The organism is Arthrobacter sp. TMN-49, assembly GCF_054511095.1.
In genome coordinates, this window is the sequence record NZ_JBTNDH010000017.1 from 36,840 (window position 1) to 50,645 (window position 13,806).

Here is a 13,806-nt window from a genome sequence, read left to right on the forward strand (position 1 = left end):
ATTGATGAACGAACTAGGTTTTGCGTTCATCGCTCTAGCAGGAGTCTTTCTGCTAGTTGTTATTTCACTGTGTCTGTTCGGGGTGCGCCGCGTAGTTTTGCGGCGCACCTGGGGCACAGTGGACTCCTCCATTTCCACAGCGAACAATCGCTGGGCAATGGGGGTTTGTCGTTACCAGGAGTCGGACCTTGAGTGGGTTCGGCTTCTGTCGTTAAGTCCCCTCCCGGCCAAAACCATGCAACGCAACAAGATTGTGTTGCTGGGCCGCCGCGGGCCCACGGAAAGCGAGCTGACGCGCGTCCCACCGGGAGTTGTCGTGGTCATGCTCAACTATGAGGGCAAGGAAGTGCTGCTGGCCATGAAGTTTGCCGCCTATGCAGGCCTGTCCTCCTGGCTGGAAGCCGGCCCCCAGCCAGGCTCCGGTCGCTTGCCCTAACTGACGCTAGGGAGATATCGGCCGCGGTGGTGCGTAGCAGGCTCGCAAGTACGCGGCAGCGGCTCGAAGCACCTGCGGCCTGCTCAAGAACTGCACGTAGTCGCCCTGGTTGACGGCCACTGCTGAGGCAAATTGCTGCGCGTCCGCGGCAATGGACTCCCCGTATTCCACCCACTGGAGTGTCTGGTCTAACGAGGTACGCGTCCAGCGCTGGCTCAGTTTCTGGATCACCTTGAACGCGGGGTTGGTCTCCGCGGCGCCGTCGCTGCCGCCGTCGCTTGGCCTGGCCGGCGGTGCAATCGAATCCAGCACCAGCTCGCAGCCCTGTTCTTCAATGACTTCCTTGGTGGCTTGCTTCAGGTCCGCAAAAAAGCTCGCAGGGGAGTTCGGCGGGGCAGCGTTCTCGGCCAAACGGCGCGCAGCGACGGTGGCTTCTGCTCGGGCGACGGCGACGCTGGCATCCAGTTCCGTCGTGGTGAGGGTGGCAAGAAGAGTGTCGCTGCTGCGGTAGAGGCTGACCCGGAGAGCTTGCTCATCCGCTGTCAACACGGTCTCCGGGAGATCCACGACCCGTTTCCGATACTTCAGAAAGTCATCCAGCTGCACCGAGGACGACTTGGTCAATACCTCGAACTCCTTGAGCGCAACATTTCCTGCCTGCTTCGCTCCGCAGGAGAGAGTGCCCAAGCACAGAACCGTCACCGCGACACTGCTAACGAGCATCCTGATTCGCATGGCACACCTCACTGCGGTATTCCCCGAGCAATGACGTAGCAAGTCTATTCCGCCGCAGCGGTTGGCGCCATGGCCGCGAGAGCCGCCATGACAGCGCCGGGAACTGGTCCTACCCGAACCGCACGATGGTTGGTATGCTCGGCCGTATGAGAAGGCGCGTCCTTGTCCCGGTGGTGCTGGTCATGGCGACTGTTGTGGCTGCTGTTGGACTGTACTTTTTCCAGCCGTGGCGGATCTTCACCAGCTCGACGGTGACGGAGGGCATACCGACCGCCGCGCCGCCCACCGCGGCGGCATCTGCGCAGGCCACCGAGCAGACCTCGGAGCAGCCCACCGCGGCGGTTCCTCAAGAGTTGGCCATGGGCACACTCATCAGCCATGAACATGCCAGCTCGGGCACCGTGCGGATTCTTGAACTGCCCGACGGCAGACGGATCCTGCGGCTCGAGGGCCTTGACACCTCCGACGGCCCGGACCTGAGAGTTTGGCTCAGCGACGCCCCCGTCATTGAGGGAACGTCAGGTTGGCGTGTCTTCGATGACGGGGCGTATCTGGACTTGGGAGCGCTCAAGGCCAACAAGGGCGATCAGAATTACGAGATCCCGCCCGGCGCGGAGCTGGCCGACTATAGCTCGGTCAGTATTTGGTGCGCGCGGTTCACTGTCTCCTTCGCCGCGGCAGAACTAAGACTGTAGATAAGAAACAGCCCCCGGGCTCACGCCGGGGGCTGTTTCTTATCTGAACTTTTGGGGCACGAAACGTTAGATGATTGTGACGCCCGTGGCCTGCGGGCCCTTGGTGCCTTGGCCGACCTCAAATTCGACGCGAGCATTTTCATCCAAGGTTTTGAAGCCGCCGCTTTGGATTTCCGAGTAGTGGACAAACACATCCGCCTCGGCGTTATCCGGGGTGATGAAGCCGAAGCCCTTTTCAGCGTTGAACCACTTGACGGTACCCTGTGCCATACTTTTCTCCTTGTGATAACAGCGCATATGTACTGCGCTGTGTATTGCCTAGCCGTTGGCATCTTGAGATTCTAGAGGCCGAACCCAGCATGACATGAGTCACATGCCAGGTCAATGAGGTGCACCAAAGAGACGTGTTTATTAACTAGTTCAGCCACTGACCGGCACGCATGACGCGTTGGAGCGCCAACTCGGAATCAACTATCAAGAAATCCGCCCGCAAGCCCCGGCGCAGCGAGCCAACCTCGTCGGTGAGTCCCAGCACCCCGGCCGGGACCACTGTGGCAGATTTGAGGGCGTCGGTGAATTTAACCCCCGCCGCTGTGGTCAGGCGCACCACCTCAAGCAAGGTGGCCGTGCCGCCGGCAATGGAGCCGGTGGCGTCAAGGGTTGCCACCCCGTCGGTGACGCTCACCGGGGACGGGCCCAGCATGTACTGGCCATCGGCCAACCCCGCCGCGGCCATCGAATCGGTGACCAACACAATGTTGGCGGCCCCTACCAGCTCAAAAACTGTCCTGACTGTTTCGGGGTCCAAATGCGTGTTGTCGGCAATAAGTTCAATAGCTGCATCGCCGGCCTTGGCGATGCGCAAACAGGCGGCCACGGGGCCGGGGGAGCGGTGGTGCATTGGAGGCATGCCGTTGAAGAGGTGAGTCACCGTGGGGCGGCCGGAAACGCCGTCGAACCCGGTGGAATCCAGGCCTTCACGGGCCTGCTCCAGCGAGTCTGCAGCAGTTGCGGTGTCGCAATCGGTGTGACCCAAAGACGGGGTGATGCCATGGCTTGTCATCAGGTCAACCAGTTCGGGCGCACCCGGAAGTTCGGGTGCGTACGTCATGGTGATGATGGTGCCGCGGCCGGCCTCGATCAGCTCCGACATGACCTCCAGATCCGGTTCCAGCAAGAAGGCCGGGTTCTGTGCGCCACAGCGTGCGTGGGAGAGGAAGGGGCCCTCCAAATGGATGCCCGCCAACAACCCCTCATCCGTCATGTCGGCGTAAATGCCAATGCCCTTGATGAGGTCCGCCGGGGCCGCCGTCACCATGCTGGCCAGCAACGTGGTGGTCCCTGAACGGTGCAGGAAATCCACGGCAATACGGGCCGAATCCTCGTTGCCGCTGGGGAAGTCGCCGCCGTTGCCGCCGTGGTTGTGGATGTCGATGAGGCCGGGAATGATGAGCTGGCCGGCCGAGAGGGAAATGATGTTGGCGGCGTCCAGCGAGTCCTGAGTGAAATCGGGCTCATCGAAATGGTCAGCCCGTCCGGCGTACACAATCCTGTCGCCAGCGATGGCGAGCAATCCACCTTCAATGAGGCCGTGGTCTGTCACGACGGCACCTTGGATGAGATATTTGGTGGACACGGGTGCGGGATCGGGAGCAGTCATGGAACAAGTCTAGTCAGGATGAGCGAAGGCTCGCTTAGAACAGCCGTGACGCGCTGTCATCTACCCCGCGCATCGCGTCGTAATCAAGGGTCTTGCATTCAATACCCCTGTCGCCGGCCAGCGTTTTTGCCTGCGGCTTGATTTGTTGGGCGGCAAAAATACCGCGCACCGGAGCAAGCAGCGGGTCGCGGTTGAGCAGTTCCAAATACCTGGTGAGCTGCTCAACGCCGTCAATGTCGCCGCGGCGTTTGAGCTCGATGGCCACAGTGGCCCCGTTGGCGTCCCTGGCCAGAATATCGACGGGACCGATGGCCGTGAAATATTCGCGGCGAATCAAGGTGAAACCGTCACCCAGCAGCCCAATTTGTTCAGCCAGCAGGCGCTGCAGATCGGCTTCAACGCCGTCCTTGATCAGGCCCGGATCCACGCCAAGGTCATGGCAGGAGTCGCTGATGTGCTCGTGGATGTTGATGATGAGCCTGTCGTCAGTCTTACTTGACTGCACGATCCACTGATCGATCACGCCGTTCTCAAGGTCGACGTCGTCCGGGGTGAGCGTCCGCATGGTGGCGGGCGGGCTCATCCAGTTCAACGGCTTGTAGGAGCCGCCGTCCGAGTGCACCAGAACGGAGCCGTCGGCCTTGACCAGCAAGAGCCGAACGGCGAGGGGAAGATGGGCTTTGAGGCGTCCGACGTAGTCGACGGAGCACTTGGCAATCACTAAACGCACGCCCCCCACTGTAGCCGCTCGGCGTGGCACATGAGGGGCTGCGCTCGCTTCGCGCTCGCTTCGCCCGTGCGGCACAATGGAAACATGCCCCGCTCAAACCGTCCGCGCCGTCGTTCCGCTGCTCCCAAGGGTTCGCCGGAGCATGAGGAGCCGGATCTCGACAGGGCGCGGATGGGTGTGCCGTCCCGCGAGTCGGCGCCCGACGGGCAGTGGGCCGTGCGCTCCATCACAGCCAGCAATGCGCAAAAGGTGTACACGTGCCCGGGCTGCCACCGTGCAGTCCCGGCGGGCGTGGCACACCTGGTGGTGTGGCAGGAGGACGCCATGTTTGGCGCGGAGGCGGGCTTGCGTGATCGCCGGCACTGGCACAGCAACTGCTGGCGCGGGCGCAGTTACCGGTACAGATAGGCCGGTAGGCTAGAGGACATGGTTTTTGACCCCGCAACCCAAGACGTAGTTGATGTCCGCGCCGGCACCATTTTGCCCGCCGTCAGGGAAAACATTGAGCTGAGAACGGCCGACGGTTTGACCCTGGTGGGGGAGCTGGCGTTGCCGGCCGACGGCGTGGTGAAGGCGACGCTGATCACTCTCCATCCGCTGCCCACACACGGCGGCTTCATGGACTCGCACGTCTTCAAGAAGGCCTCCTACCGTCTGCCGGCCATGACAGGAATTGCCGTGCTGCGATTCAACACCCGGGGCACCTCCTCGCCGCGGGGCACCAGCGACGGGGCCTTCGAGGAGGGTCTGGGGGAACGGTTGGACGTCGAGGCAGCCCTCAGGTTTGCCGTTGACCGTGGACTGCCCCACCGCTGGCTGGTCGGGTGGTCCTTCGGCACGGAACTGGTGTTGAAGTACGGCGCCGTGGCTCCCGTGGCGGAGTCCATTGAGGGTGCCGTGCTCCTTTCGCCGCCGCTGCACAGGGCCACGGCTGCTGACCTGGGCGCCTGGGCCAGCTACGGCAAACCCCTGCGGGTGCTGGTGCCTGAATTTGATGACTACCTGCAGCCCGTGGCTGCCGCAGCGCGCTTCGCCGTGATTCCTCAGGCGCAGCTGGTGGCTGTTGACGGAGCCAAGCACCTCTGGGTGGGGGAGAAGTACGCTGCACGGGCCTTGACTGAAATAGCGTCGGCAGTTTTGGGCCACCCGGTGGAGCTGCCGGCCCAATGGCCTGCTGCTGTGGCGTCGCTTCCGGCCTAGGCGTTGGCATGCGGCCACGGGCAGCTCTGGACGCGGGGGCCGTTGTGGACATTCGAGGATGGCCGACCATGGGCGAATGTCCACATCGGCCCCCGCACCTGCCGGTACGGGGGCCGATGACCACTTTGGCCCCGGGAGGCGGGGGTGTGGGTGGCTAGTTCTTGTCCTGACGGGCAATGAAGACTTCGCGCACCAGCAGCATGACCGCCGCAGCTGTGGGGATGGCTATCAACGCACCCAGCACGCCCAACAAGCTGCCACCGGCGATGACTGAAATAACAGCCACTGCACCGGGGACGGCCACGGCTTTTTGCATGATGCGAGGGGAGATGAAGTACGCCTCAAACTGCAGATACGCCAGGTAGCAGATGGCATAGATGAGTGCCACTTGCCAGCCGCCCGTCAAGCTCACGGCAATGACCACCACCGCAGCGATCATGCCACCCACCAGCGGAATGAAAGCCAGCAGTGCCACCACAAAGGTCAGCAGGATGCTGAACGGCACGTTTAAAATGGTCATGATGATGAACGCGAAGCTGGCGTTGAGAACAGCAACACAAACTTGGCCAATGACGTAGTTGCCCACGCCGCGAGTGATTTCTTCGCTCAACTCTTCAACACGTGCCCGGCGCGAGCGTGGTGCCAAACGGTAACCCCACTTCTTGATCCCGGGCAGCGACGCCAGGAAGTACAGGCTCAATACCAACACGATCAACGTGCCAAAAAGTGCGTTGGCAATGGTGGTGCCCACACCGACCACGCCGCCGAAGATTCCGCCCACAGCCTGGGCGTCCTGGAAGAACTTGGCAACCTGGTCGTTGATGGTGTCCAGTACGTGGTACTGGACATCGAGTTGTTTAAAGAAGTCCGAATTCAAGAAGTCCTTGGTCCAGACCGGAGCCTTGTTCACCAGCTGGGTTGTCTGCTCAATGATGGTGGGAATCAGCGTGGCGAAGAAAATGGCCACAAGTCCCAGCAGAGCGCCCAGGACCAGGACTATGCCCAACGGGCGCGGCACTCCGCGCCGTTCCAGCCAACGGACCACAGGGTCCAGCCCCAGCGCAATGAAGAGGGCTGTCACTATCCACAGCAGCAACGACTCAGTGTTCTCCAGCATGTAGCTCAGGAACAAGGCGATGCCCACACCAACGGTGCCCATGAAGCCAAAGTAGATGGGATGGCGAAAAAGACTCGAGCCGGGCGCCGCATCGATGATGGCCTGGGTCGCCACGGCCTGCTCCTCCTGGCTTGTCTCAGCTGGCAGGTCAAAGCGCACCCGAGGCTGGGCGCCCGGAATCGGCTGAAGCACCTTTTTAGCCACCCAGGCCCGCCACCCTGTGGGGTGGGCCGTGCCATGGCCTGCCCCGGCCGCCGCCGCAGCAGCCACGGGGGCAGGGGGGAGCGACTGGTCCTGCGCATCGTTGGGCGCCGTCCGGGAGGTGCCGGAATCGGACTTTTCCGGCACCGCAGGGTCGGGGTGGGCTTGTGAAGAATTGGCCGCGTCTTCAGGGACGGGGCCACTTGCGCTTGATTCGGAGGACGAACTCACGGGTATTGCCTTTGCATCCAGGATTTTTTGCGGATGATTGGCTCCGCACCACAATTGTGACTAGACAGTACCAGCGCAGCCCGGCTGCGCCAGCATGCCACGGGTGTACCAACGTGAGATTGGTCAAATGGGAATGCCCTAAAGATAACGGTTCGGTTACCCTTGAAGTAACGATCACAGTAGTGTTCCGCCGATGTTAGGTAAGTTCTTGCGTTCAAAAATTGCAATTGTCCTGGCTATTTTGGGTTTGTTGGTGTTGGGTTCCGGGATTGGCCAGCGCACCATCTGGCTCCCTCCTGCCACGCTCACAGCGACCACAGCAGCTGATGTGAGCGCTGCGCCGCTGACAGTGATCAGCCCAGAGATGCTCAAATCCCGTGACGGCAAATTCACCCTCACCGTTAAAAGTGACGGCCCCATCCAGCTTGCTGTTGCGCGTGAGCGCGACATCATCGGCTGGATCGGCGATGCCGCCTATACGCAGGTGGAGGGCGCCAATGACGATTTCACGGCCCTGAGCGCACAGAGCAAGACCGGTGCCGCCACTGTTCCCAATCCGGCCGGTTCGGATATGTGGGTCAGCGAGGAAAAGGCCACCGGCGAGTTGACTTACACCTGGCAGGCCCCCGGTCATGGTGACTGGGCGTTGTTGCTCTCCTCCGACGGCAAGGCGCCCGCTCCGACAAATATTGCCATGACGGTTGACAATCAGGCCGGAACCCCTTGGGCCGTCCCACTGATGATCATCGGCTCGGCCATGCTGACAGTAGCTGCCTTGCTGTTCCTGGTGGCACCACGCAAGCCCAAGAGCGGCGTGCCAGCCCCTGCTGGCCGACGCTCAGCAGGCAAGGCCCCCGCCGATCCCGGCACGGGTGCCCTGGAAGTTGACAAGCTCGTGGCAGCCCGTGAGGCAGCCTCCCTGGCCGAGGCCAAGAAGGCCGAGCGGCCGGTTGAAGGCACCCGGAGCAGCGATGAGAAGACCCCGCCCGCTTTTGTCAGTGACGCCACCTCGGCCCTGCCGGCCCTCCTTCAGCCGCCCGCCGCCCAGGACGCCGCCGCGGACCAGGAGACCACCGTGGACGCCGGGCTCGAGCACGACCGGCACGGCAACGACGACAAGAACGGTACCGGGCGCGACGGTTCGGACGACGACTTCGCCCAGGGCCCCGGCAGTGATGACGATTCGGGTAGTGGCGAAGCAGACCCGACCACCGACGCTGCAGGGACGCCGGCCAAACCCGGTGCCACGCGGCAAGCCAAGAAGGACGCCAGGAAGAAGGGCAAGACTGACTTCAACGCCACCCCGGCTCCAACACCTACCACGCTCAGGAAAACCATGAACCACAAGTCCCGTTGGGGCGCGGCACTGGCAGTGGTCTTGGTGGCGGGCAGTGTTGGCCCGGCCGTTGCAGAAGATGCCACCAGCACGCCGCCCGCCAGCAGTGCAGCACCGAGTGCTGCCGCAAACGCCCCGGGCGTGCCGTCGCTGCTGGACAGTCAGGTTCAGCGCATCACCGCCTCTGTGGCCACTGTTGTGGCCTCCGGGGACAACGCCAAGAACGCCAAGGAATTGGAGTCCCGGGTCACCGGCATGGCGCTGGAAACGCGCACAGCCAACTACAAGATTCGCTCCAAGGTTGCCAAGCACGCCGCACCTGAACCCGTCAACGCAACACAGTTGCTGGCCAAGGTAGTCACCACCACCGAGGCTTGGCCCCGGACAGCGATGTTTGTCACCAAGGGTCAGAACAATGCGCTGCCGCAGTTGCTGACCTTGGTGCAGCAAGGCCCCCGGGATAACTACAAGCTGATCAAGGCCACACCCTTGTTGCCGGGCCAGACTTTCCCCACAGTGGATAAGGAAGGCACCAAGGAAGTAGCCGTGGGTGAGAGTGAGGGCCTGAAAATGAGCCCCACCGACGCCATCGCAGCCCTGAGCGACCGGTTGACCAAGGCCGACAGCAAGTTCAAGGATTCCTTCGACGACAGCGTCTACATCACCAGCGTGCTTGATGCACAGAAGAAGATCGTGTCCGACACCAAGGATGCCACCAACGTCTTCAGCCATACGGCCGACACCAAGACAACTGTTGCCATGCGCACTGCCGACGGCGGCGCCATGGTGGTGGTGGGCTACACCTTCGGTATTGATGCAACGTCCAAGGAAGATGCAACACTCACCGTGCCCGCCGACGCTGCCGTGTTCACCGGTGGGACCACAACCACCAAGGGCTTCTCCTTGAGCTACGCCGAACCTGTTGTCATGTACATCCCGCCGGCCTCCGACGACGGAAAGATCACCCTGCTTTCGGCCACCCGGGAACTTGTGGGCGGGAAGTTTAAGTAACCCAATAATTTCACCCGTGGCGAGATCACCCAAAAGCCGCGGGCCAGCACAGTTAGAGTGAATTCATGAGTCAAACTAGCCCCATGGCACCCAACGGAGCCCCCGGGATCAACCTCCGCGGCGCCGTCGACCTTTCAGCCTTGAAGAACCGGGCCACAGCTGCCCCGTCAACGGCATCGCCCTACGCTGTTGATGTCAACGAGCAAAGCTTCCAGGAACTTGTCCAGCTTTCCTCCAAGGTGCCCGTGGTGGTGCTGCTGGGATCGGCCCGCTCACATCAGTCCTCGGTGGTGGCGGGCGTGCTGGAAGAACTGGTGAACGAGTACGGCGGACAGCTTGCCTTGGGGCGGGTGGATGTGGATTCCAGCGCCCAGATTGCGCAGGCGTTTGGGGTCACGGCGGTTCCCACAGTTGTGGCCTTGATCAAGGGGCAGCCGGTGCCCATGTTTGAGGGCGAGTTGGCGGCGGAGCAGATCAAGGAGTTCTTTACCGAGCTCCTGAAGGTGGCTGCCAGCAACGGGGTCACAGGCAATTTGGGTGGTGCCCAGGAGCCGGAGACCACGCAGGAGCCGGAGTTGCCGCCGCTTCACCAGGCCGCCCGCGACGCCATCGACAGCGGTGACCTGGCGCTGGCCCAGGCCAGTTATGAGAAGGCGCTGGCGGAAATGCCATCCGACGCCGGTGCGAAGGCTGGTTTGGCGCAGGTGCAGCTCATGCGCCGCACGGCCGAACTGAATGTTGTGGACGCCGAGGATTTGCGGGCTCGTGCGGCCCGGGACCCGCACGATCTTCAGGCAGCCCTGGCGGTGGCCGATCTGGATGTGACAGGTGGTCACGTGGAGGATGCGTTTGTACGGATTGTGAAATTCATTGGCACAAACTTTGGGCCCGAACGGGACACGGCCAGGGTGCGGTTGTTGGAACTCTATGACGCCATTGGTGTCGGTGACCCCCGCGTTTCCGCCTCGCGTCAGGCCCTGGCCCGCGCCTTGTTCTAAAGCGCCAGCATTTCTGGCGGCTTCCCCGGCCGGGCGTACCGGGGACCAATCTCATCCTTTGGGATGCCTGGCTCACCCCGTAGTCGTTGTTAGGGTGTGCCTATGAACAACTCACAAGAGCAGGCAGTAGACACGGGGCCGCCAACGGCACTGTCCATCCGTGGCTTGACGAAGCGCTTTGGCAACAAGGTGGCCGTCGACGGAATAGATCTTGACGTCCCCGTCGGGTCCTTTTACGGACTGGTGGGACCCAACGGTGCCGGCAAAACAACCTCCTTGTCCATGGCCACTGGCTTGTTGCGTCCGGATGCCGGGCAGGTCTGGGTGCACGGGGTGGACGTGTGGCGCCATCCGTTGAAGTCCAAACGCCTCATGGGTTTGTTACCCGACGGCGTGCGGCTCTTTGACAGGCTGAGCGGTGAACAGCTTGTCAGCTACGCCGGGTTGTTGCGCGGCATGGACAAGGACACTGTGGCCTCCCGCGTCAAGGACCTGCTGTCGGCCCTCGACCTGAGCAAGGATGCCGGGACCTTGGTGGTGGACTATTCCGCGGGCATGACCAAGAAGATTGCCTTGGCGGCGGCGCTGATCCATGCCCCGAAACTGCTGGTGCTCGATGAGCCCTTTGAATCCGTGGACCCGGTGTCCGCAGCAAACATCCGCGACATTTTGCACGACTATGTTGTTTCCGGCGGCACCGTCATCGTCTCCAGCCATGTCATGGACTTGGTGCAACGCATGTGTGACCACGTTGCCGTGATTGCAGGCGGCCGTGTTCTTGCCGCCGGCACGGTGGATGAGGTGCGCGGCAGCCAAAGTTTGGAAGAGAAGTTCGTGGAGCTCGTGGGCGGACGCAAGGAGAATACGGGGCTGGCATGGTTGCGCACCTCGTAAGCCTGAAGCTGGCACTGCTGCGAAACTCGCTCAAACGCAGCCCCTGGCAAGTGGTGGGTTTGATTATTGGCGGGCTCTACGGCCTTGGCATGCTGGCCATGGTCCTGGTTGGTCTGGCCGCCTTGGGCGCGGGCGAGTCGGAGCTCGTTGGCACAGTGGTGACGCTTTCCGGAGCGGCACTGGTGCTTGGCTGGTTGATCATTCCCGTGGTCGCGGCGGGGCTTGATATGACGCTTGACCCGGCACGGTTCACCACCTATGCCATCCCGATGAAGTCAATGCTCACGGGCCTGTTGCTGGCGAGCTTTATTGGCATTCCCGGCGCTGTCACCATCCTCGCCTCGCTGGGGACAGCCATTTCGTGGTGGCGTCACCCCCTAGCCGCCCTGGTGGCATTGCTGTGCGGCGTGCTGGGTGCCGTGACGTGCATTGTGGCCTCGCGGGCCATCACGGCCGCCAGCACCAGCCTGGCTTCCTCGCGTCGCTTTAAGGATGCCAGCGGCGTTGTGGTGTTGCTTCCGCTGATGTTCATGGGGCCCATCCTCAATGGTGTGAGCTCAGGAGTCAGTGACTTCAAGGAGTACCTGCCGGCGTTGGCGCAGACGCTCTCCTGGACTCCCTTGGGTGCCGTTTGGTCGGTGCCCGCTGCCGTTGCCGGCGGTTCCTATGGTGCCGCCGGGCTGAAGCTGCTCATCGCCGTGGCGAGCATCGCCGCCCTGACCTGGATTTGGCAGGCCTGCCTGGGCAGGGCACTGGTCACTCCCGCCTTCGCCGGCGGTGGGCGCCGGGCAGGGGGGAAGCTGGGCTTCTTCAATTGGTTCCCGGCCACTCCCACAGGAGCCATCGCGGCACGCTGCCTCACGTACTGGTTCCGGGACCCGCGCTACAGCGCAGGCCTGCTCATGGCACCGTTGCTGCCGTTGGTGTTTGTTGTTGCGGGGATGCAGGTGGCCACCGAAACAGGGGATACCCAATCGCTGGGGATTGCGTTGGGACTGAGTGGGGCCCTTGCGGCGTTTCTGGTGGTGTGGTCCATCAGTGCAGATATTTCCTACGACAACACAGCCTTCGCCTTGCACATCGCCACAGCAGTCTCGGGGAAAGCTGACAGGACCGGGCGCGCTGTGGCTGCGGCCGTCCTGGCACTGCCGTTGGGCGTTTTATACGCGGCGATAGGTGCCGTGCTGGCCCATGACGTGGGCCAGCTGCTGGCAACGGTGGGTCTGGTGCTGGGAGTTGTGGGTTCCGGGCTTGGCCTGGCCAGTGTGTTCTCGGCCCGCTTTACCTTGAATGTGCCCTTGCCCGGTGAGAGCCCCATGAAGAGCAGGCCCGGCGGTGGATTGTCCTCAGTCCTGATTCAATTGGCCGGTTTTGTTGGCTTGGGCGTCCTGGTACTGCCCGAACTCATCCTTGCCATGGTGGCTTTAGCCACGGGGCAAATGCTCTACGCCTGGCTGGCCCTGGTGGTGGGCGTCGTCCTCGGCGCTGTGTTTTTGCTCGTGGGAATTCGCCAGGGGGCTGTCACCTTCAATCAACGGGCCCCCGAGTTGTTGCTTACCGTGTCGGTGGAGCGTTAACGGAACATCAGCAGAAATCGCTAAGGTTAGTGACATCACATCGGCGATATCTGGGAATTGCACAGGCACTTGCGTGTCGTGAAAGGAAGCGTGTTTCATGGAGGTCATTATCCTCCCCAGCCGTAAAGAAATTGGCGCCCTGGCAGCGGATGCCATCGAGGCCTTGATTCGGCAGAAGCCCACAGCCGTTCTTGGCCTGGCGACGGGATCCTCACCGCTGCCAATCTACGACGAGTTGGCCCGCCGCCACGACGTAGACGGGCTGAACTTCGAGCAGGTCAGCGGTTTTGCCTTGGATGAGTATGTTGGCCTGCCCATTGGCCACTACGAGTCCTACCGCGAAGTGATCCGCCGCGAGTTCACCAACCGGGTGGATGTTTCCACCGACAACGTGCACGGCCCGGACGGTGCCGCGGAGGACCTCGCCGCTGCCTGCCAGAACTATGAGGCCGCCATCAAGGCCGCCGGCGGAATTGACCTGCAGATCCTCGGTGTTGGCACCAACGGTCACATTGGTTTCAACGAGCCGGGTTCGTCGCTGGCCTCGCGCACCCGCATCAAGACGCTGGCCGAACAGACTCGCGCGGACAATGCGCGCTTTTTCGACAGCATCGCCGAGGTTCCCCACCACGTGGTCACCCAGGGCTTGGGCACCATCATGGATGCGCGACACCTGGTCCTGGTGGCCTTTGGCGCAGGCAAGGCGGGGGCCGTCCGCGACTTCGTCGAAGGCCCCGTCTCGGCGTCCTGTCCGGCGTCGATCCTGCAATTCCACCCCCGCGCCACGGTCATCATTGACGAGGCTGCGGCATCAAAGCTCGCCGGCGCGGCCACCTACCGCCACGCCTTTGACAACAAGCCGATTTGGCAGGGCGTCTAACAAGCTGCGGGGCCCGCACGCCAGGGGCCCCGCAGCAGCTCTCCTGCCGGGGGAATCGGAAGTTAGTCACATCACCAGCTTGGGGCCTCGGTGAGTCGCGAACGC

14 protein-coding genes are annotated in these 13,806 nt (G+C 62.5%); 9 read left to right on the forward strand and 5 right to left on the reverse strand.

The window, feature by feature from the left end; translation table 11 throughout:
- Positions 1-4 precede the first annotated feature (4 nt).
- Positions 5-436, forward strand: coding sequence for a DUF2550 domain-containing protein (locus ACX80E_RS09655; RefSeq protein WP_459301699.1), 432 nt, complete (start codon positions 5-7; stop codon positions 434-436).
- Between the two features lie 6 nt (positions 437-442).
- Here ACX80E_RS09655 and ACX80E_RS09660 read toward each other — a convergent pair whose 3' ends face one another.
- Positions 443-1,171, reverse strand: a complete 729-nt coding sequence (locus ACX80E_RS09660; protein ID WP_459301700.1) for a hypothetical protein — start codon at positions 1,169-1,171, stop codon at positions 443-445.
- Positions 1,172-1,317: 146 nt separating this feature from the next.
- Here ACX80E_RS09660 and ACX80E_RS09665 point away from each other — a divergent pair, with 146 nt between their 5' ends.
- Complete coding sequence (locus ACX80E_RS09665) at positions 1,318-1,866, forward strand: DM13 domain-containing protein (RefSeq protein WP_459301701.1); 549 nt, start codon at positions 1,318-1,320, stop codon at positions 1,864-1,866.
- A 66-nt stretch (positions 1,867-1,932) separates the two neighbouring features.
- Here ACX80E_RS09665 and ACX80E_RS09670 read toward each other — a convergent pair whose 3' ends face one another.
- The 3 genes from ACX80E_RS09670 to nucS form a co-directional block, all read right to left on the reverse strand.
- Positions 1,933-2,136 carry a cold-shock protein gene (locus ACX80E_RS09670; protein WP_459301702.1) on the reverse strand — a complete coding sequence of 68 codons (204 nt, stop codon included), beginning with the start codon at positions 2,134-2,136 and terminating at the stop codon, positions 1,933-1,935.
- Between the two features lie 145 nt (positions 2,137-2,281).
- A complete protein-coding gene (locus tag ACX80E_RS09675) occupies positions 2,282-3,526 on the reverse strand; it encodes an N-acetylglucosamine-6-phosphate deacetylase (protein WP_459301703.1) in 1,245 nt (414 codons plus the stop codon).
- Between the two features lie 34 nt (positions 3,527-3,560).
- A complete protein-coding gene (nucS, locus tag ACX80E_RS09680; protein WP_459301704.1) occupies positions 3,561-4,256 on the reverse strand; it encodes an endonuclease NucS in 696 nt (231 codons plus the stop codon).
- An 84-nt stretch (positions 4,257-4,340) separates the two neighbouring features.
- On the opposite strand from nucS, the gene ACX80E_RS09685 reads away from it, so the two are divergent.
- Both ACX80E_RS09685 and ACX80E_RS09690 read left to right on the forward strand, forming a co-directional pair.
- Complete coding sequence (locus tag ACX80E_RS09685; protein ID WP_459301705.1) at positions 4,341-4,664, forward strand: hypothetical protein; 324 nt, start codon at positions 4,341-4,343, stop codon at positions 4,662-4,664.
- An 18-nt stretch (positions 4,665-4,682) separates the two neighbouring features.
- Positions 4,683-5,456, forward strand: coding sequence for an alpha/beta hydrolase (locus ACX80E_RS09690; protein ID WP_459301706.1), 774 nt, complete (start codon positions 4,683-4,685; stop codon positions 5,454-5,456).
- Between the two features lie 154 nt (positions 5,457-5,610).
- Here the strand turns inward: ACX80E_RS09690 and ACX80E_RS09695 are convergent, their stop codons facing one another.
- Positions 5,611-6,921 carry an AI-2E family transporter gene (locus ACX80E_RS09695; protein ID WP_459301750.1) on the reverse strand — a complete coding sequence of 437 codons (1,311 nt, stop codon included), beginning with the start codon at positions 6,919-6,921 and terminating at the stop codon, positions 5,611-5,613.
- 277 nt (positions 6,922-7,198) lie between these two features.
- Between ACX80E_RS09695 and ACX80E_RS09700 the strand changes: the two genes are divergently transcribed.
- The 5 genes from ACX80E_RS09700 to nagB all read left to right on the forward strand — a co-directional run bounded on the left by ACX80E_RS09700 (position 7,199) and on the right by nagB (position 13,701).
- Positions 7,199-9,352: a hypothetical protein gene (locus tag ACX80E_RS09700; protein ID WP_459301707.1), complete on the forward strand. Its 2,154-nt coding sequence runs from the start codon at positions 7,199-7,201 to the stop codon at positions 9,350-9,352.
- A 65-nt stretch (positions 9,353-9,417) separates the two neighbouring features.
- Entirely contained in the window at positions 9,418-10,350 is a 933-nt protein-coding gene (locus tag ACX80E_RS09705) for a co-chaperone YbbN (protein ID WP_459301708.1), read from the forward strand.
- A gap of 102 nt (positions 10,351-10,452) precedes the next feature.
- Positions 10,453-11,244: an ABC transporter ATP-binding protein gene (locus ACX80E_RS09710; protein WP_459301709.1), complete on the forward strand. Its 792-nt coding sequence runs from the start codon at positions 10,453-10,455 to the stop codon at positions 11,242-11,244.
- A complete protein-coding gene (locus ACX80E_RS09715) occupies positions 11,226-12,821 on the forward strand; it encodes a transporter (RefSeq protein ID WP_459301710.1) in 1,596 nt (531 codons plus the stop codon). Before ACX80E_RS09710 ends, ACX80E_RS09715 begins: the two co-directional genes overlap by 19 nt.
- A gap of 97 nt (positions 12,822-12,918) precedes the next feature.
- Entirely contained in the window at positions 12,919-13,701 is a 783-nt protein-coding gene (nagB, locus tag ACX80E_RS09720) for a glucosamine-6-phosphate deaminase (protein ID WP_459301711.1), read from the forward strand.
- The last annotated feature ends 105 nt before the right edge of the window (positions 13,702-13,806 follow it).

Coding starts and splice junctions, on each gene's coding strand:
- ACX80E_RS09670 (WP_459301702.1), bottom strand. CDS start 2,136: ATGGCACAGGGTACCGTCAAGTGGTTCAACGCTGAAAAGGGCTTCGGC.
- ACX80E_RS09690 (WP_459301706.1), top strand. CDS start 4,683: ATGGTTTTTGACCCCGCAACCCAAGACGTAGTTGATGTCCGCGCCGGC.
- ACX80E_RS09710 (WP_459301709.1), top strand. CDS start 10,453: ATGAACAACTCACAAGAGCAGGCAGTAGACACGGGGCCGCCAACGGCA.
- ACX80E_RS09685 (WP_459301705.1), top strand. CDS start 4,341: ATGCCCCGCTCAAACCGTCCGCGCCGTCGTTCCGCTGCTCCCAAGGGT.
- ACX80E_RS09675 (WP_459301703.1), bottom strand. CDS start 3,526: ATGACTGCTCCCGATCCCGCACCCGTGTCCACCAAATATCTCATCCAA.
- ACX80E_RS09715 (WP_459301710.1), top strand. CDS start 11,226: ATGGTTGCGCACCTCGTAAGCCTGAAGCTGGCACTGCTGCGAAACTCG.
- ACX80E_RS09665 (WP_459301701.1), top strand. CDS start 1,318: ATGAGAAGGCGCGTCCTTGTCCCGGTGGTGCTGGTCATGGCGACTGTT.
- nagB (WP_459301711.1), top strand. CDS start 12,919: ATGGAGGTCATTATCCTCCCCAGCCGTAAAGAAATTGGCGCCCTGGCA.
- ACX80E_RS09660 (WP_459301700.1), bottom strand. CDS start 1,171: ATGCGAATCAGGATGCTCGTTAGCAGTGTCGCGGTGACGGTTCTGTGC.
- ACX80E_RS09705 (WP_459301708.1), top strand. CDS start 9,418: ATGAGTCAAACTAGCCCCATGGCACCCAACGGAGCCCCCGGGATCAAC.
- ACX80E_RS09700 (WP_459301707.1), top strand. CDS start 7,199: ATGTTAGGTAAGTTCTTGCGTTCAAAAATTGCAATTGTCCTGGCTATT.
- ACX80E_RS09655 (WP_459301699.1), top strand. CDS start 5: ATGAACGAACTAGGTTTTGCGTTCATCGCTCTAGCAGGAGTCTTTCTG.